Genomic DNA, 17685 nt, shown 5'->3' on the forward strand with positions numbered 1-17685 from the left:
GCTCACGGTGACCCGGCGGTCCGCGCCTCGATCGCCCGCAGTACGGCGACCATGTCCGCGCCGCCGTGGCCCTGGGCCACCGTCTCCTGGAACAGGGAGTGACAGACGTCGAGGAGCGGTGAGGCCAGACCTGCCGTGCGTGCCGCCTCGGCGATCAGCCGGTTGTTCTTGAGCACGTCCAGTGCCGCCGCCTGGACGGCGAAGTCCCGCTCGCGCAGCTTGGGCGCCTTCATCCGGGAGACCCCGCTGGCCATCGGGCCCGCGTCCAGGACCTCCAGGAACAGCCCGCGGTCCAGGCCCTGCCGCTCGGCGAAGTGGAACGCCTCGGCCAGCCCGGTCACCTGGGTGATCAGGAACAGGTTCACGGACAGCTTCATCAGCAGCGCGCCCGGCGCCGGCCCGCACACGAACGTCTCCCGGCACATCGGGGCCAGCAGCGGCCGTACGGCGGTCACGGCGTCCTGCTCCCCGGCGAGCAGGGCCACCAGCTGCCCCTGCTCGGCCGGCACCCGGGACCCGGAGACGGGTGCCTCGACGTACCGTCCGCCCGCGGCGCGGATCTCGGCCTCCAGGGCGTGGGAGTACTCCGGGGAGGTCGTGCCCATGTGGACGACGGTCCGGCCGGCGGCCCGCCGGGCCAGCGCGGGTGTGCCACGGCCGAGGACCGCGTCCACCGCGGCCTCGTCGGCGAGCATCAGCAGTACCGTCTCCGCCCGCGCGAACACCTCGCCGGGGTCCGCGGCGACCTCGGCACCGGCCGCGTGCACCTCCGCGGCGCGCTCCGGGGTGCGGTTCCACACCACCAGGTCGGTGCCGGCGGACGCCAGGCGCAGGGCCATGGGCCGGCCCATCACTCCGAGACCGATGAAACCGATCGGCATGGGACCGCCCTCCGCCGCCGCGAATCGACTATGACAGCGGTCATAGTAGCGCGCGTTATGACGATGGTCATAGAGTGGGGCGGGGACCGGAGGTGGAGATGGCACAGGCGCGGCGCGGTCCGCGGGAACGGATGGTCTTCAGCGCGGCGCAGCTCATCCGGCGCGACGGGGTCGCCGCGACCGGTATGCGCGAGGTGGCCGCGCACGCCGGCGCCCCGCGCGGCTCGCTCCAGCACTACTTCCCCGGCGGCAAGGAACAGCTCGTCAACGAGGCGGTCGAGTGGGCCGGCCGGTACGCGGGCACGCGCATCGCCCGGTTCCTCGCGGCCCTGGACCGGCCGGCGCCCAGCGCGCTGTTCGCGGCGATGGCCGGGCAGTGGACCGACGAGTACGGCCGGGAGGGCTTCGCGGCGGGCTGCCCGGTCGCCGCCGCCACGGTCGACCGCGCCTCGTCGGACGGCTCGACCCGCCAGGCCGCGGCGGCCGCGTTCACGGCCTGGAGCGGCCCGCTCGCCGCGGCGCTGACGGACCTCGGCGTGCCCGCCGCACGGTCCGGGTCGCTGGCCACCCTCATGATCAGCGCCTTGGAGGGCGCCATCCTGATGGCCCGTGCCGAGCGGGACGTACGGCCCCTCACCACCGTCGTCCGGGAACTCGGCCCACTGCTGGACGCGGCGGTGGACCCCGCCGGGTGAGGCCACGCCGAACGGGGCCGGCCAGGTGGCGGGATTCGGTACGCGTCGGCGTCAGCCCGGCGTCCGCTCCGCCGTGAGGTAGGCGATCACCATGTCGGAGAGCATGCTCCGGTAGTGCGCACGCTGGGCCGGGTCCATCAGGTCCCGGCCGAACAGGGTGCCGAAGGTGTGCCGGTCCGCGACCCGGAAGAAGGAGAACGAGGTGATCACCGCGTACAGGTCGACCGCGTCCACGCCGGCCCTGAACACCCCGGACTCCCGCCCGGCGGCGAGGGTGCGGCGGATCACGTCGAGCACCGGGGAACCGGTCCGGCCGAGCCGCCCGGAGGCCGCGAGGCGCCCGGCGCCCTGGACGTTCTCGATGCCGACCAGGCGGACGAAGTCCGGGTGCCGTTCGCAGTGGTCGAAGGTCAGCTCGGCCAGCCGCCGGATCGCCGCGACCGGCTCCAGGTGCTCGACGTCCAGTTGCTGCTCGGCGTCCCGGATCAGCCCGTACGCCCGCTCCAGGACGGCCGTGAACAGCTGCTCCTTGCCGCCGAAGTAGTAGTAGATCATCCGCTTCGTGGTGCGGGTGCGGGCCGCTATCTCGTCGACCCGGGCACCGTCGTAGCCGGCCCGGGCGAATTCGCGCGTGGCCACGTCGAGGATCTCGGCCCTGGTCCGGGCGGGGTCGCGCGGCCGCCCGCCGGGTCCTGCCGGTTCTTCGACGCTGGTCATCGGGTTCCTTCGGGCCGTGAGGAGCCTGGGCGGGGCGCGCGTGCGCGTGCCGGTGATTGTAGGAGCAGGGCCCAAGGGCGCGCCCGGCCGGCGGTGCGGCTCCCGGCGCGCGGCGTCACTGGCGGCTCACCGTGCGGGTGACGCCGGCGACCACGGTCGTCGCCAGGATCCAGCCGGTGAGCACCAGGACGTAGGCGAGGGCCTGGTATCCGCCGCGCGGCGCGAACGCCGAGTCCTGCCCGAAGGAGATCACCGGCAGCAGCAGGTCGAGCGTGTAGAACACCGGATGGAACGGCGGTGCCTCGTCCGCGTTCAGCGGTGGCGGGTGGTGCAGCGCGAAGGCGGCGGAGCCCAGGGCGAGCAGCGACAGCAGCCAGCCGGCGGCGCGCAGCGGACGGAAGCCGTAGCCGACGGCGACGTCCTGCACCAGGCCCCAGAGCCGGCCGTACCAGGGCAGGGTGCGGCGGTGCCGGCGCTGCTTGGCGAGCTGCACCAGCCGGGCCGCCCGGTCGTCCCCGGTTCGGCGATAGGCGGCCGTCAACTGCTCGTAGGCGTGCGGGACATAGCCGTCCCGCTCCCGTTCCAGCATGGGCAGGCGGTGCTCGGCGGACGCGTGCGGGGTGAGCGAGGTGTACGTCAGGCCGGCGAGCCGCACCTCCTCGGGCACCGACCCCGGTTCCAGCAGCAGGACTTCCAGCTGGGCGCGGCGCAGGTCGAGGGAGCCGTCCATGGGCGGGCTCTTGCGCAGCCACAGTTCGCCGATCGCCGTGCTGCCGGCCCGCAGCGCCGGACTCCCCGGATTGGACAGGAGGGTGTACGACAGGTCGAGCCGGCCCGCGACACGGGCGCCCCGCAGGCCCGTCCAGCCGCGCACCTCGGCGTGCCGGACCAGCATGTCGCCCCCCACGGAGAGCGTCTGCGCGTCGAGCGCGCCCTGCCCGGGATGGTTCAGGCGCGCCTCGCAGAGGTTGACCGACCCGGCGATCACGGCGCCGTTGAGCCGTGTCTGCCCGTGCGTGCGCAGGCCGGGCGCCCGTAAGTCACCGCCGACGGCGGCCTGGTTGAGCTGGAGCACCGGGTGCTCCTCCTCGGGCGCCGCCACCTCGGCGCTCTCCAGGTACAGGCTGCCGGTGACGCGGGCGCCGCCGAGCCGTACGGTGCCGTGGCACCGGGTGCGGGTCATCCGCAGGACGCCGTCCACGTGGAGGGCGTGGGCGGTGAGCCCGGGCAGGACGGACTCGCTGAGGTTCAGCTCGCGCAGCCGGGCGCCGTCGCACCGCGGGGCCTCGTCGAAGTGGCAGTGCCGCAGCCGCACCGGGTGGTCGATCGTCGCGTGCTGGAGGTCCAGCCGGCCGGTGATCCGGGCGCCCGCCAGATTCAGCGAGGCTATCTCCCCGTCGTGCCGCGGCCCGTCCAGCAGCAGGGTTCGCAGCACCCGGGCGCGTACCGTCCGTCCGGGCCCCCAGCCGCCGCCGTCCGCGGTGTCCTCGTCAGGGTCCTCCCGCAGGTCCACCGACTCCCCTCGCGGGAACGCCCGCCATACCCGCTCCTCGGCCGCCGTCAGCTCGCTGATCTCCACCCCGGGGACTCTGACCCGGGCGGGAGCGGCTGTCAACGCCGCCCCTCGTGCCCGGACGGCCGTGTGCCCCCGGCTCCACCGATGCGGCGGAGCCGGGGGCACACGGGGCGTCGGCTACGGCTGGACGTTCCACTCGGCGATCACCGGGCGGCCGTGCTCGGTCGACAGGCGGCTGACCGTGCCGGTGGCCAGCTGGAACAGCCGGCCCTCGGCGGGCGGCAGGCCCAGGCGGCGCGCGGTGAGGACGCGCAGGAAGTGGGCGTGGGCGACGAGCACCACGTCACCGGCGTCCTCGGTGAGGGCCGCGTCGACGCGGGCCAGGACCCGGTCGGCGCGGGCGCCGACCTGCGCCGGCGACTCGCCCGGATGTCCGTCCGGGCCGGGCGGCACGCCGTCGGTCCACAGGTCCCAGGCGGGGCGGTCGCGGTGGATGTCGACGGTGGTGATGCCCTCGTAGCCGCCGTAGTCCCACTCGCGCAGCCCCGGGTCGGTCTCGACCCCGGGCAGGCCGGCCAGTTCGGCGGTGCGTATCGCACGGCTCAGCGGGCTGGCCAGCGCCAGGGCGTAGGTCCGGCCGGTGAGGAGCGGGACGAGGGACTTGGCCTGTTCCTCGCCGTGCCCGGTCAGCGGCAGGTCGGTCCAGCTGGTGTGCCGGCCCGACCTGCTCCACTCCGTCTCACCGTGGCGGACCAGCAGGAGGTCCCCCACGGCGGGTCAGTCCTTCTTCTCGACAGCGTGGCCGCCGAACTGGTTGCGCAGCGCGGCGATCATCTTCATCTGCGGCGAGTCGTCCTGCCGGGACGCGAACCGCGCGAACAGCGAGGCGGTGATCGCGGGCAGCGGCACCGCGTTGTCGATCGCGGCCTCCACGGTCCAGCGTCCCTCACCGGAGTCCTCCGCGTAGCCGCGCAGTTTCTCCAGGTGCTCGTCGTCGTCCAGGGCGTTGACCGCGAGGTCCAGCAGCCAGGAGCGGATGACGGTGCCCTCCTGCCAGGAGCGGAACACCTCGCGGACGTTGTCCACCGAGCGGATCTTCTCCAGCAGCTCCCAGCCCTCGGCGTAGGCCTGCATCATCGCGTACTCGATGCCGTTGTGGACCATCTTCGAGAAGTGCCCGGCGCCGACCCGGCCCGCGTGGACGTATCCGTACGGGCCTTCCGGCTTGAGCGCCTCGAAGATCGGCTGGATCCGCTGCACATGCTCCTTGTCACCGCCGACCATGAGCGCGTAGCCGTTCTCCAGGCCCCACACACCGCCGGAGACACCGGCGTCGACGAAGCCGATGCCCTTGACGCCGAGTTCGGCGGCGTGCTTCTCGTCGTCGGTCCAGCGGGAGTTGCCGCCGTCGATGACGGTGTCGCCCTCGGACAGCAGGTCCTTCAGCTCGTCGATGACGCCCTGAGTGGCGGTGCCGGCCGGGACCATCACCCACACATGGCGGGGCGCGTCCAGCTTCTCGACCAGTTCGGCGAGGCTCTTGACGTCGGAGACCTCGGGGTTGCGGTCGTAGCCGATGACCTCGTGGCCGGCGCGGCGGATGCGCTCGCGCATGTTGCCGCCCATCTTGCCCAGACCGATGAGGCCCAACTGCATGGCTGTCATGTCACTTCACTTCCTGAGAGAACGGTAGGTGGCGACGAGGGCCTTCGTCGACGGGTCGAGGCCGGGGACGTCGGCGCCCTCGGTGAGGGCGGGTTCGACGCGTTTGGCGAGGACCTTGCCCAGTTCCACGCCCCACTGGTCGAAGGAGTCGATGTTCCACACCGCGCCCTGGACGAACACCTTGTGCTCGTACAGGGCGATCAGCTGGCCGAGGACGGACGGGGTCAGCTCCCGCGCCAGGATCGTCGTGGTGGGACGGTTGCCCTGGAAAGTACGGTGCGCCACCTGCTCCTCGGCCACCCCCTCGCCACGGACCTCCTCGGCCGTCTTGCCGAACGCCAGCGCCTGCGTCTGCGCGAAGAAGTTCGCCATCAGCAGATCATGCTGCGCGGCCAGCTCACCGCTCAGCTCACCCACCGGACGGGCGAAACCGATGAAGTCCGCCGGAATCAGCTCGGTACCCTGATGGATCAACTGGTAATAGGCGTGCTGCCCGTTCGTACCCGGCGTACCCCACACCACCGGACCCGTCTGCCACCCCACCGCACTGCCGTCCCGCTGCACCGACTTGCCGTTGGACTCCATGTCCAACTGCTGAAGATACGCCGTGAACCGGGACAGATAGTGACTGTAGGGCAGCACCGCATGCGACTGCGCGCCGTGGAAATTGCCGTACCAGATACCCAGAAGACCCAGCAGCAGCGGCGCGTTCTCCTCCGGCGGCGCGGTCCGGAAATGCTCGTCGACCAGCCGGAAACCCTCCAGCATCTCCCCGAACCGCCGCGGACCGATCGCGATCATCAACGACAGGCCGATCGCGGAGTCGAAGGAGTACCGGCCACCGACCCAGTCCCAGAACTCGAACATGTTCTCCGGATCGATACCGAAGGCGGCGACCTTCTCCCCGTTCGTGGACAGCGCCACGAAATGCCTCGCCACCGCCTTCTCGTCCCCGCCGAACGCCTCCAGCAGCCAGGACCGCGCCGACGTGGCGTTCGTGATCGTCTCGATCGTCGTGAACGTCTTGGACGCCACGATGAACAACGTCTCGGCCGGATCCAGATCCCGCGTCGCCTCGTGCAGATCCGCACCGTCCACGTTCGACACGAACCGGAACGTCAACTCCCGCGCCGCATAGGGACGCAGCACCTCGTACGCCATCGCCGGCCCCAGATCCGAGCCGCCGATACCGATGTTGACGACATTGCGGATGCGCCTGCCGCTGTGACCGGTCCACTCACCCGAGCGCACCCGCCCGGCGAAAGCGGCCATCTTGTCCAGCACGGCGTGCACCTTCGGCACCACGTTCTCACCGCCGACCTCGACCACCGCATCCCGCGGCGCCCGCAACGCGGTGTGCAGCACCGCCCGGTCCTCGGTGACGTTGATCCGCTCACCGGCGAACATGGCATCACGCAACGCGAACACATCCGTCGCCGCGGCCAGAGCCCGCAACAACCCCAGCGTCTCATCGCTCACCAGATGCTTGCTGTAATCGATGTGCAGATCACCGACCTGAAGCGTGTACCGCTGCGCACGACCGGGATCCGACGCGAACAGATCCCGCAGCCGCGGCCGGCTCCGGGCATGATGCTCGGCCAGCGCCGCCCACTCGGGCCGGTGGGTGAGGTTCGGGTATTCGGCCATATCAGGCGTTCTCCTTGGCGGCCTCGCCCTGGAGGGCGATGGCGTACATCTCGTCGGCGTCGAGGCGGCGGAGCTCCTCGGCGATGAGTTCGGAGGTGGGGCGGACCTTCAGGGCGAGGGTGCGCGGCGGCTGGCCCGGCAGGGTCAGCGTGGCGAGGGGCCCTTCGGGGCGGTCGATGACGATCTCGCCGTTCCGGGTGCCGAGCCGTACGGCCGTGACGACCGGGCCCGGGCTGACCACGCGGTCCACGGACACCTTCAGGCGGGCCTCCAGCCAGCGTGCCAGCAGTTCGGCGCTGGGGTTGTCCGCCTCTGCCTCGACGGCCGCCGAGGTCACCGTCACCCGGGCCTGGTCCAGGGCCGCGGCCAGCATCGAGCGCCACGGGGTGAGCCGGGTCCAGGCGAGGTCGGTGTCGCCGGGCGCGTAGGCGCGCACGCGGGCCTCCAGGACCTCCAGGGGCCGCTCGACGGCGTACAGGTCGGTGATCCGGCGCTGGGCGAGCGCGCCCAGCGGGTCCTTGGCGGGGGAGTCGGGGGCGTCCACCGGCCACCACACGACCACGGGGGCGTCCGGCAGCAGCAGCGGCAGGACGACGGAGTCGGCGTGGTCGGAGACCTCGCCGTAGGTCCGCAGGACGACCGTCTCGCCGGTGCCCGCCTCGGAGCCGACCCGCACCTCGGCGTCCAGCCGGGAGTGGGTGCGGTCACGCAGCGTGCGGGCGTGCCGCTTGATGACGACCAGGGTGCGTGAGGGGTGCTCGCGCGAGGCCTCCTCGGCGGCCCGGATCGAGTCGTAGGCGTTCTCCTCGTCCGTGACGATGACCATCGTCAGGACCATGCCCACGGCCGGTGTGCCGATGGCGCGGCGGCCCTGCACCAACGCCTTGTTGATCTTGCTTGCCGTGGTGTCGGTCAGGTCGATCTTCATGGCCTGCGCCAGCTCCGTCCGTCTCGTGCGAGCATCTCGTCGGCTTCCCTCGGTCCCCAGGTGCCCGAGGAGTACTGCGCCGGCCTGCCGTGCGCCTCCCAGTACTCCTCGATCGGGTCGAGGATCTTCCAGGACTCTTCCACTTCCTGGTGACGGGGGAACAGGTTGGCGTCGCCGAGCAGTACGTCCAGGATGAGCCGCTCGTACGCCTCCGGGCTCGACTCGGTGAACGACTCGCCGTAGGCGAAGTCCATGGACACGTCCCGGATCTCCATCGAGGTGCCCGGCACCTTCGACCCGAAGCGCACGGTCATGCCCTCGTCGGGCTGGACGCGGATGACGATCGCGTTCGAGCCCAGTTCCTCGGTGGCGGTGGAGTCGAACGGGGAGTGCGGGGCCCGCTTGAAGACCACCGCGATCTCGGTGACCCGGCGGCCGAGCCGCTTGCCGGTGCGCAGGTAGAAGGGGACGCCCGCCCAGCGGCGGTTGTCGATGCCCAGCTTGACCGCGGCGAAGGTGTCGGTCTTCGACTTGGGGTCGATGCCGTCCTCCTCCAGGTAGCCGACGACCTTCTCGCCGCCCTGCCAGCCGGTCGCGTACTGCCCGCGCACGGTGTGCCGGCCGAGGTCCTCCGGCAGCCGCACCGACTTCAGCACCTTCAGCTTCTCGGTGAGCAGCGCCTCGGCGTCGAACGCGATCGGCTCCTCCATGGCGGTCAGCGCCATCAGCTGGAGCAGGTGGTTCTGGATGACGTCGCGGGCGGCGCCGATGCCGTCGTAGTACCCGGCGCGGCCGCCGATGCCGATGTCCTCGGCCATGGTGATCTGCACGTGGTCGACGTACGACCGGTTCCAGATCGGCTCGTACATCTGGTTGGCGAAGCGCAGCGCCAGGATGTTCTGGACCGTCTCCTTGCCCAGGTAGTGGTCGATGCGGAACACCTGGTCCGGGTCGAACACGTCGTGCACGAGCGCGTTCAGCTCGCGGGCGCTGGCCAGGTCGTGCCCGAACGGCTTCTCGATGACCGCGCGCCGCCAGGAACCCTCCGGCGCACCGGCCAGGCCGTGCTTCTTCAGCTGCTGCACGACCTTGGGGAAGAACTTCGGCGGCACCGAGAGGTAGAAGGCGAAGTTCCCGCCGGTGCCGCGGGAGGCGTCCAGTTCCTCGACGGCCTCCTTCAGCTGCTTGAACGCGGTGTCGTCGTCGAAGTCGCCGGGGATGAACCGCATGCCCTCGGCGAGCTGCTGCCACACCTCCTCACGGAACGGGGTGCGGGAGTGCTCGCGCACGGCGTCGTGCACGACCTGCGCGAAGTCCTGGTTCTCCCAGTCCCGGCGGGCGAAGCCGACGAGGGAGAAGCCCGGCGGCAGCAGACCGCGGCTGGCCAGGTCGTACACGGCCGGCATGAGCTTCTTGCGGGACAGGTCACCGGTCACCCCGAAGATGACCAGGCCGGACGGCCCGGCGATCCGGGGGAGCCGGCGGTCGTCTGCGTCCCGCAGCGGGTTCACCCAGTCGGCGGCCGGGGCGACCGGCACGCGCACCTCCTCGGGTGCCTGGGCGGCGGGTGCGTTCTCGGTCATCAGGCGTCAACTCCCTTGCTCTTCAGGGACGCGGCGACAGCGTCCAGCAGGTCCTGCCAGGCCGCCTCGAACTTGGCGACGCCCTCGTCCTCCAGTTGCTGCACGACCTCGTCGTAGGGGATGCCGAGCCGCTCCAGGGCGGCCAGGTCGGCGCGGGCCCGCGCGTAGCCGCCGGTCACCGTGTCTCCGGTGATCACGCCGTGGTCGGCCACGGCGAGCAGCGTGGCCTCCGGCATGGTGTTGACGGTGCCCGGCGCGACCAGCTCGTCCACGTACAGGGTGTCCTTGTACGCGGGGTCCTTCACCCCGGTGGACGCCCACAGCGGGCGCTGCCTGTTCGCCCCGGCACCGGCGAGCGCGAGCCAGCGCCCGGAGGCGAAGACCTCCTCGTACGCCTCGTAGGCCAGCCGGGCGTTGGCGAGGGCCGCGCGGCCCTTGAGCGCGAGGGCCTCGTCCGTGCCCAGGGCGGTCAGCCGCTTGTCGGTCTCGCTGTCCACGCGGGAGACGAAGAACGACGCCACCGAGTGGATCGTCGACAGGTCGATGCCGCGCTCGCGGGCCTTCTCCAGGCCGGCCAGGTAGGCGTCCATGACCTCGCGGTACCGCTCGAGCGAGAAGATCAGGGTCACGTTGACGCTGATGCCGAGGCCGATGACCTCGGTGATCGCCGGCAGGCCCGCCCTGGTCGCCGGAATCTTGATCATGACGTTGGGCCGGTCGACCAGCCAGGCCAGCTGCCTGGCCTCGGCGACGGTTGCCCCGGTGCGGTGGGCCAGACGCGGGTCGACCTCGATGGAGACCCGGCCGTCCAGCCCGCCGGACGCGGTGTACACGGGCTCCAGGATGTCGGCGGCGTCCCGCACGTCGGCGGTCGTCATCATCCGCACCGCCTCCTCCACCGTCACTCCCCGCACGGCGAGGTCGGCGAGCTGCTCCTCGTAACCCTTCCCGGAGCCGATGGCCGCCTGGAATATCGACGGGTTCGTGGTGACACCGACGGCGCTTCCGCTCGCCACCAGCTCGGCGAGGCCGCCCGAGGTGATCCGCTCGCGGGACAGGTCGTCCAGCCAGACGGACACCCCCTCGTCGGCGAGGAGCTTGAGGGCTCCAGGAGTCGCGATTGCTTCGGTCACAGTGATCATCTTTCTTTCGCGTCGGTATCAGGCGCGTGCGGCGGCGAGCGACTCGCGGGCCGCCGCGGCGACGTTCTCGGGGGTGAAGCCGAACTCGGCGAACAGGGTCGTCGCGTCCGCGGAGGCACCGAAGTGCTCGAGGGAGACGATGCGGCCCGCGTCGCCCACGAACCGGTACCAGGTCAGGCCGATGCCGGCCTCGACGGCGACCCGGGCCCGCACGGCCGGCGGCAGCACCCGCTCGCGGTAGGCGCGCGGCTGCTCCTCGAACCACTCCACGGACGGCATCGACACCACACGGGTGCCGATCCCCTCCGCCTCCAGCCGCTCCCGCGCCGCCACGGCCAGCTGCACCTCGGAACCCGTCGCGATGACGATCACCTCCGGAACCTCGGTCGAGGACTCGCGCAGCACATAGCCGCCCTTGGCCGCGTCCTCGTTCGGCGCGTACACCGGCACGCCCTGGCGGGTGAGCGCGAGCCCGTGGGGGGCGGGGTTCGTGGCGTGCCTCCTCAGGATCTCGGCCCAGGCGATCGCGGTCTCGTTGGCGTCCGCCGGGCGGACGACGTTCAGGCCGGGGATCGCGCGCAGCGAGGCCAGGTGCTCGACCGGCTGGTGGGTCGGACCGTCCTCACCGAGACCGACGGAGTCGTGCGTCCACACGTACGTCACCGGCAGCTGCATCAGCGCCGACATACGGACGGCGTTGCGCATGTAGTCCGAGAACACCAGGAAGGTGCCGCCATAGATCCGCGTGTTGCCGTGCAGGGCGATGCCGTTCATCACCGCGGCCATGGAGAACTCGCGGATCCCGAAGTGGACGGTACGGCCGTACGGGTCTGCGCCGGGCAGCGGGTTGCCCCGCGGCAGGAACGAGCTGTCCTTGTCGATGGTGGTGTTGTTGGAGCCGGCGAGGTCGGCGGAGCCGCCCCACAGCTCGGGGAGGACCGGGCCGAGCGACTGGAGCACCTTGCCGGAGGCGGCCCGGGTGGCGACCGGCTTGCCCTCCTCGAACACGGGCAGCGCGTCCTCCCAGCCAGCGGGCAGCTCGCCCTTGCCGACCCGGTCGAACAGCTCGGCCCGCTCGGGAGCGGCCGTGCGCCATTCGGCGATCCGCTTGTCCCAGGCCGCGTGCGCCTCGGCGCCCCGGTCGAGCGCCTGGCGGGTGTGGGCGAGGACCTCGTCGGCGACCTCGAAGGTCCGCTGCGGGTCGAAGCCGAGGAGGCGCTTGGTGGCGGCGATCTCCTCCTCGCCGAGCGCGGAGCCGTGCGACGCCTCGGTGTTCCGGGCGTTGGGGGCGGGCCAGGCGATGACCGTGCGCATCGCGATGATCGACGGCCGCCCGGTCTCCGCCCGCGCGGTCCTCAGAGCCGCGTACAGGGCGGGTACGTCGATGTCGCCGTCCTCGGCGGGCTCGACGCGCTGGGTGTGCCAGCCGTAGGCCTCGTACCGCTTCAGCACGTCCTCGGAGAACGCGGTCGCGGTGTCGCCCTCGATGGAGATGTGGTTGTCGTCGTAGAGGAAGACCAGGTTGCCGAGCCGCTGGTGGCCGGCCAGGGACGAGGCCTCGCCGGAGACACCCTCCTCCAGGTCGCCGTCGGAGACGATCGCCCAGACGGTGTGGTCGAAGGGGGAGGCGCCCTCGGGGGCGTCCGGGTCGAACAGGCCGCGCTCGTACCGGGCGGCCATCGCCATGCCGACGGCGTTCGCGGCACCCTGGCCGAGCGGTCCGGTGGTGGTCTCCACGCCCGCGGTGTGGCCGTACTCGGGGTGGCCCGGGGTCTTCGAGCCGTGCGTGCGGAACGCCTTCAGGTCGTCCAGCTCCAGCTCGTACCCGGCGAGGAAGAGCTGCGTGTAGAGGGTCAGCGAGGTGTGGCCGGGGGAGAGGACGAACCGGTCACGGCCGGTCCACTCGGGGTCGGCCGGGTCGTGACGCATCACCTTCTGAAAGATCGTGTACGCGGCGGGCGCCAGGGCCATCGCCGTGCCCGGGTGCCCGTTGCCGACCTTCTGCACCGCGTCGGCCGCCAGGAGACGGGCGGTGTCCACGGCTCGCCGGTCGAGGTCCGTCCACTCGAAGCCGTCGGAAGTCTGCGTCGTCATCTTCAAGAAGTCCTCGTTCAGTGCGATTGGCGGGCCGGACGCGTTCAAACTTAAAAGTCTGACTTTTTCGGGGGAAGGTCGGGATGTGTCAGCCTGTGGTGAATCTGGGACAGTGATCGCGACAGGGACGGCACGAAACGGGCATGACCGACAAGACCGACGGGACACACCGAGCCGCCGACGCCGGCAGCGGCGACGACGGGACGAGCGACGACGACGGGATCAGAACCTTCCCCTTCCCGGCCGACCTGGCCGTCGGCGGCGTCGGCCTCCAGATCGGACCGATGGGCGCGGACCGCACCTGGCACACCGACGCCCCCCTGTACCGCGTTCACCGCATCGACTTCCACGTGGTCATGCTCTTCACCGACGGCCCCGTACGACACATGGTCGACTTCGCCGAGTACGAGGCGACGGCCGGCGACCTGCTGTGGATACGTCCCGGACAGGTCCACCGCTTCTCCCGGGAATGCGTCTACCGCGGAACCGTCCTGACCATGCAACCCGGCTTCCTGCCGCCCGCCACCGTCGAGGCCACCGGCCTGTACCGCTACGACCTGCCGCCCCTGCTGCGCCCCGCCCCGGCCCAGCTCGCCGCCCTCCAGGCGGCCCTGGACCAGCTGCGCCGCGAGTACGAGGACACCGCGACGCTCCCGCCCGGCCTCCACACCGCCGTCCTGCGGCACACCCTGACGGCGTTCCTGCTGCGCCTGGCCCACCTCGCCACCAGCTCGGCCCCGGCCGGCCGGCAGCAGCCCGACAGCGCGTTCACCCGCTTCCGGGACGCCGTCGAGGAGAGCTTCGGTGTCCAGCACAGCGTCAGCGCCTACGCCGACGCCCTCGGTTACTCCCGCCGCACCCTGGTCCGCGCCGTCCGCGCCGCCACGGGCGAGACCCCGAAGGGATTCATCGACAAACGGGTCGTCCTGGAGGCCCGCCGCCTCCTCGCCCACACCGACCTGCCGATCGGCCGCGTCGGAGCGGCCGTGGGCTTCCCCGACGCGGCGAACTTCTCCAAGTTCTTCCACCTGCACACCGGCCAGACCCCGGTGGCCTTCCGCGCGGAACTGCGCTAGCGCCCGGCCGGCCGTGGCTGTCCCGGGGGGCAACTCCTCGAGAAGGAGCCGGGCGCGTAGAGCGCGACGGGGCCCGCGGGAGAATCCGCGGACCCCGTCCGTGTCTGCGTGCACAGGTGGGCCGGCGCCGGCGCCGTTCCGTGGGCGTTCAGTGGCCGAAGTCGAACCAGTTCAGGTTCACGAAGTCGGCCGGCTGGCCGCTCGTGAAGGTCAGGTAGACGTCGTGGGTGCCCGTCACCGCACTGATGTTGGCCGGCACCGTCTGCCAGGACTGCCAGCCGCCGGTGCCGCCCACGGCGAAGCTGCCGACGGGAGCGTTGCCGCGGTTGTCCAGCCGTACCTCGACCAGGCCGCTGACCCCGCCCGCCGCGCCGCTCGCGACCCGGGCGGAGAACTGCCTCGCCGGCGTGGAACCGAAGTCGACGCCCTTGTACAGCGCCCAGTCACCGTTGGCCAGATAGCCGATGTCCTGCCCGCCGCCCGTGTCCGTGGTGGTCTCCGTGGCGACCCCGGACTGGCTGTCGTAGGACTCGGCCTGGATGGCGCTGTAGGCGTCCCGGTTGCCGGACGGCGGGGGAGTGGGGCCGCCTCCGCCGCCCGTGGACTGAAGGACCTGCACGTAGTCGACGGCCATCGGGTGGCCCGGCTCGGTCCCGCTGTCCGGGCCGCCGCCGAACGCTCCCGGGAAGCCACCGCCCATCGCCACGTCCAGAATGAGGAAGTAGCCGTGGTCGGTCGCGTTCGCCCACGTCGTGGCGTCGACCTGGTTCGCCCTGACGGTGTGGAAGTTGACGCCGTCCAGGTAGAAGCGCATCTCCTCGGGGCTGGCCGAGCGGTCCCACTCCATCGCGTACGTGTGGAAGCCCGCCTGGCAGGTGGTGCCGGTGCAGGGGGTGGAGCCGCCGATGCCGGTGGTCTCGTTGCACGGGCCGCCCGAACCGGTCCCGCAGTGCATCGTGGCCCAGTCGGTGTTCAGGCCCTGGACGTTCTCCATGACGTCCAGCTCGCCGATGCCCGGCCAGTTCCAGTAGTTCCCGCGGAACGGCGCGCCCAGCATCCAGAACGCCGGCCAGTAGCCCTTGGCGGCGGCACCGGTGACGTCGGGCAGCCGGATCCGGGCCTGCACCCGCAGCTTTCCGCCGGCCGGGGGCCGGAAGTCGGTGCGGGCCGTCTCGATCCGGCCGGACGTCCAGTGGCCCGAGGCGTCCCGGCGCGGGGTGATGAGCAGGTTGCCGTTCCCGTCCAGCGCGACGTTGCTCGTGCTCGACGTCATCGTCTCGACCTCGCCGGTGCCCCAGTTCGCGGCGCCGCCGGGGTAGGACGTGCCGGTGTCGTACTGCCAGTCGGCGCCGTTGACGCCGGAGCCCGCCGCGCCGTTGAAGTCGTCCATGAAGACCTGGGTCCAGCCCGCGGGGGGTGCGGGCGCGGAGGCGCCGGCGGGCAGGGTGCCCGCGGTCACCGCGGCGACGGCGAGACCGAGCGTGCCGAGCCCGGCGACGAGCGCCTTGCGGAGGGAACGCCGCCGGCGGGCGGGCACCGGGGTGCCGTGCGGTCTCCCGGCGGGTGGGGGTGGTGTTCCGGGGGTTTCACTCATGGGTTGCCTCTCTGGGTACGGCGAGACGCGCGGGGGTCTCTGAGAGCGCTCTCAAGGATGCGGCCAATGTGCTCTCCGCCCCCGCGACCGTCAAGGGTTGAAACAAACAAAGGCCATTCGAGGCACGGGAGTTCACCGGACGAAGACGCCCCCGCCGACCCGTGGCGCGCCGCCCGCCACCCGGCCGGGTCGCGCGGGCGCCTCCCGGATTCCCGGCTCGGACACCCCGTGGCACGGCCCGCCCGCGGCCCGTGCCCGGCCTATCGTGGCGGGGTACGGTCACCCTCCCCACCGAGGACAGCGCATGAACGGGTCTCCCGCCGGCGTCGTCGAGGCGGCCTTCCGGCACTACCGGGCACAGGACCGCGCGGCGGCACTCCCTCTCTACGCCGACGACTTCACCTTCACCAGCCCGCAGGACGACCACATCGACAGGGCGGCGTTCTTCGCACGCTGCTTCCCGACCGCCGACCGGTTCGCCGACCAGCGCGTCCTGCACATCGTCGCCGTGGACGAGGAACTGGTCCTCGTCCACTACGAGTACGAGCTGACCTCCGGCGGCCGGTACCGCAACGTCGAGGCCGTCACCGTGCGGGACGGTCACATCCGGGAGGTGCAGGTCTTCTTCGGCGGCGCGGTGTGAGCGGGTGGCGGACGGCGGGTGCCGGCGCGGCGCGGGGTGACGGCGGACGGCCGGTAGGGTCCCCGGCATGCCGGCGGGACGGCCGGGACTGCGTGGCGGCGCCGCGCGCGGCCCCCGGGGCGGACGCGGCGGGAGTCCCGGGAGACGGGCGAAGGGGACAGGTGTGAAGCTGACGATCCTGGGCGGCGGCGGGTTCCGGGTGCCGCTCGTGTACGGAGCACTGCTGACCGACCGCGCCGAGGGGCGGGTCACCGACGTGGTCCTCCACGACCTGGACGAACGCCGGCTGTACGCGGTGACCCGTGTGCTGGCGGAACAGGCCGCCGCCGTCCGAGACGCACCCCGCGTGAGCGCCACCACCGACCTGGACGAGGCCCTGCGCGGCGCCGACTTCGTCTTCTCCGCGATCCGCGTCGGCGGCCTGGCGGGACGGGCGGACGACGAACGGGTCGCCCTCGCGCAGGGCGTGCTCGGACAGGAGACGGTCGGCGCGGGCGGGATCGCCTACGGCCTGCGCACCGTTCCCGTCGCCGTCGACATCGCCCGGCGCGTGGCCCGCCTCGCCCCGGAAGCCTGGGTGATCAACTTCACCAACCCGGCCGGACTGGTCACCGAGGCCATGTCCCGCCACCTCGGCGACCGCGTCATCGGCATCTGCGACTCGCCGGTCGGCCTCGGCCGCCGTATCGCCCGCGTCCTCGGCGCCGACCCCGGTGAGGCCTTCATCGACTACGTCGGCCTCAACCACCTCGGCTGGGTGCGCGGGCTGCGCGTCGCCGGACGCGAGCAACTCCCGCGGCTGCTCGCCGACCCCGCGCTGCTCGGCTCCTTCGAGGAGGGCCGGCTGTTCGGCGCCGACTGGCTGCGGTCGCTCGGCGCGGTCCCCAACGAGTACCTGCACTACTACTACTTCAACCGGGAGACCGTCCGCGCCTACCAGGAGGCCGAACGGACCCGCGGTGCCTTCCTGCGCGACCAGCAGGCCCGGTTCTACGCGGAGGCGGGCGATCCCGGAGTCTCCGCCCTGCGCGCCTGGGACCGCACCCGCGCCGAACGCGAGGCCACCTACATGGCCGAGAACCGGGAGAGCGCCGGCGCCGGCGACCGTGAGGCCGACGACCTCGCCGGCGGATACGAGAAGGTCGCCCTCGCGCTGATGCGGGCCGTCGCCCGCGACGAGCGCACCACGCTGATCCTCAACGTCCGCAACCGCTCCACCCTGTCCGTGCTCGACGCCGACGCCGTCATCGAGGTGCCCTGCCTGGTCGACGCGAACGGTGCCCACCCGCTGTCCGCGGACCCGCTCCCCGGCCATGCCACCGGTCTGGTCTGCTCGGTCAAGGCGGTCGAACGCGAGGTGCTGGCCGCCGCCGAGTCCGCGTCCCGGACGACCGCGGTGAAGGCCTTCGCGCTGCACCCGCTGGTCGACTCGGTCACCGTGGCCCGCCGGCTGGTCGAGGGCTACACCGCGGTCCACCCGGGCCTGGCGTACCTCGCGTGAAGG

Annotated in this window: 15 protein-coding genes; 4 read left to right on the forward strand and 11 right to left on the reverse strand. The window is 72.1% G+C overall.

The window, feature by feature from the left end:
* Positions 1-2: 2 nt before the first annotated feature.
* A complete protein-coding gene (locus ACGFT1_RS08170) occupies positions 3-881 on the reverse strand; it encodes an NAD(P)-dependent oxidoreductase (RefSeq protein ID WP_373908193.1) in 879 nt (292 codons plus the stop codon).
* 98 nt (positions 882-979) lie between these two features.
* Here ACGFT1_RS08170 and ACGFT1_RS08175 point away from each other — a divergent pair, with 98 nt between their 5' ends.
* A complete protein-coding gene (locus ACGFT1_RS08175) occupies positions 980-1576 on the forward strand; it encodes a TetR family transcriptional regulator (RefSeq protein ID WP_373908194.1) in 597 nt (198 codons plus the stop codon).
* Positions 1577-1627: 51 nt separating this feature from the next.
* On the opposite strand, the gene ACGFT1_RS08180 is transcribed toward ACGFT1_RS08175, so the two are convergent.
* From ACGFT1_RS08180 to tkt, 9 genes are all read right to left on the reverse strand, one after another.
* Complete coding sequence (locus ACGFT1_RS08180; RefSeq protein WP_373908195.1) at positions 1628-2293, reverse strand: TetR/AcrR family transcriptional regulator; 666 nt, start codon at positions 2291-2293, stop codon at positions 1628-1630.
* Positions 2294-2408: 115 nt separating this feature from the next.
* Entirely contained in the window at positions 2409-3872 is a 1464-nt protein-coding gene (locus tag ACGFT1_RS08185; RefSeq protein ID WP_373908196.1) for a membrane-associated oxidoreductase, read from the reverse strand.
* A gap of 114 nt (positions 3873-3986) precedes the next feature.
* Positions 3987-4580, reverse strand: coding sequence for a histidine phosphatase family protein (locus ACGFT1_RS08190; protein WP_373908197.1), 594 nt, complete (start codon positions 4578-4580; stop codon positions 3987-3989).
* A gap of 6 nt (positions 4581-4586) precedes the next feature.
* The gene (gene gnd / locus ACGFT1_RS08195; protein WP_373908249.1) at positions 4587-5465 is read right to left on the reverse strand and encodes a phosphogluconate dehydrogenase (NAD(+)-dependent, decarboxylating); all 879 of its coding nucleotides are present in this window, start codon (positions 5463-5465) and stop codon (positions 4587-4589) included.
* Between the two features lie 15 nt (positions 5466-5480).
* Positions 5481-7121 (reverse strand): glucose-6-phosphate isomerase, encoded by a 1641-nt coding sequence (gene pgi / locus ACGFT1_RS08200; RefSeq protein ID WP_373908198.1) that lies wholly within the window; start codon positions 7119-7121, stop codon positions 5481-5483.
* Between the two features lies 1 nt (position 7122).
* Positions 7123-8049, reverse strand: coding sequence for a glucose-6-phosphate dehydrogenase assembly protein OpcA (gene opcA, locus ACGFT1_RS08205; RefSeq protein WP_373908199.1), 927 nt, complete (start codon positions 8047-8049; stop codon positions 7123-7125).
* Positions 8046-9632 (reverse strand): glucose-6-phosphate dehydrogenase, encoded by a 1587-nt coding sequence (gene zwf, locus ACGFT1_RS08210; protein WP_373908200.1) that lies wholly within the window; start codon positions 9630-9632, stop codon positions 8046-8048. Before zwf ends, opcA begins: the two co-directional genes overlap by 4 nt.
* Complete coding sequence (gene tal, locus ACGFT1_RS08215; protein ID WP_373908201.1) at positions 9632-10774, reverse strand: transaldolase; 1143 nt, start codon at positions 10772-10774, stop codon at positions 9632-9634. Before tal ends, zwf begins: the two co-directional genes overlap by 1 nt.
* A gap of 18 nt (positions 10775-10792) precedes the next feature.
* On the reverse strand, positions 10793-12868 hold the full coding sequence (gene tkt, locus ACGFT1_RS08220; RefSeq protein ID WP_373908202.1) for a transketolase: 2076 nt from the start codon (positions 12866-12868) through the stop codon (positions 10793-10795).
* Between the two features lie 143 nt (positions 12869-13011).
* On the opposite strand from tkt, the gene ACGFT1_RS08225 reads away from it, so the two are divergent.
* Positions 13012-13944, forward strand: coding sequence for a helix-turn-helix domain-containing protein (locus tag ACGFT1_RS08225; RefSeq protein ID WP_373908203.1), 933 nt, complete (start codon positions 13012-13014; stop codon positions 13942-13944).
* Positions 13945-14092: 148 nt separating this feature from the next.
* Here ACGFT1_RS08225 and ACGFT1_RS08230 read toward each other — a convergent pair whose 3' ends face one another.
* Positions 14093-15538 carry a glycoside hydrolase family 16 protein gene (locus ACGFT1_RS08230; protein WP_373908204.1) on the reverse strand — a complete coding sequence of 482 codons (1446 nt, stop codon included), beginning with the start codon at positions 15536-15538 and terminating at the stop codon, positions 14093-14095.
* Positions 15539-15842: 304 nt separating this feature from the next.
* On the opposite strand from ACGFT1_RS08230, the gene ACGFT1_RS08235 reads away from it, so the two are divergent.
* Both ACGFT1_RS08235 and ACGFT1_RS08240 read left to right on the forward strand, forming a co-directional pair.
* Entirely contained in the window at positions 15843-16181 is a 339-nt protein-coding gene (locus tag ACGFT1_RS08235) for a nuclear transport factor 2 family protein (protein WP_373908205.1), read from the forward strand.
* A gap of 163 nt (positions 16182-16344) precedes the next feature.
* The gene (locus ACGFT1_RS08240; protein WP_373908206.1) at positions 16345-17682 is read left to right on the forward strand and encodes a 6-phospho-beta-glucosidase; all 1338 of its coding nucleotides are present in this window, start codon (positions 16345-16347) and stop codon (positions 17680-17682) included.
* Positions 17683-17685 lie beyond the last annotated feature (3 nt).

The sequence above is a fragment of the Streptomyces sp. Y20 genome (assembly GCF_043195475.1).
GTDB lineage: Bacteria > Actinomycetota > Actinomycetes > Streptomycetales > Streptomycetaceae > Streptomyces.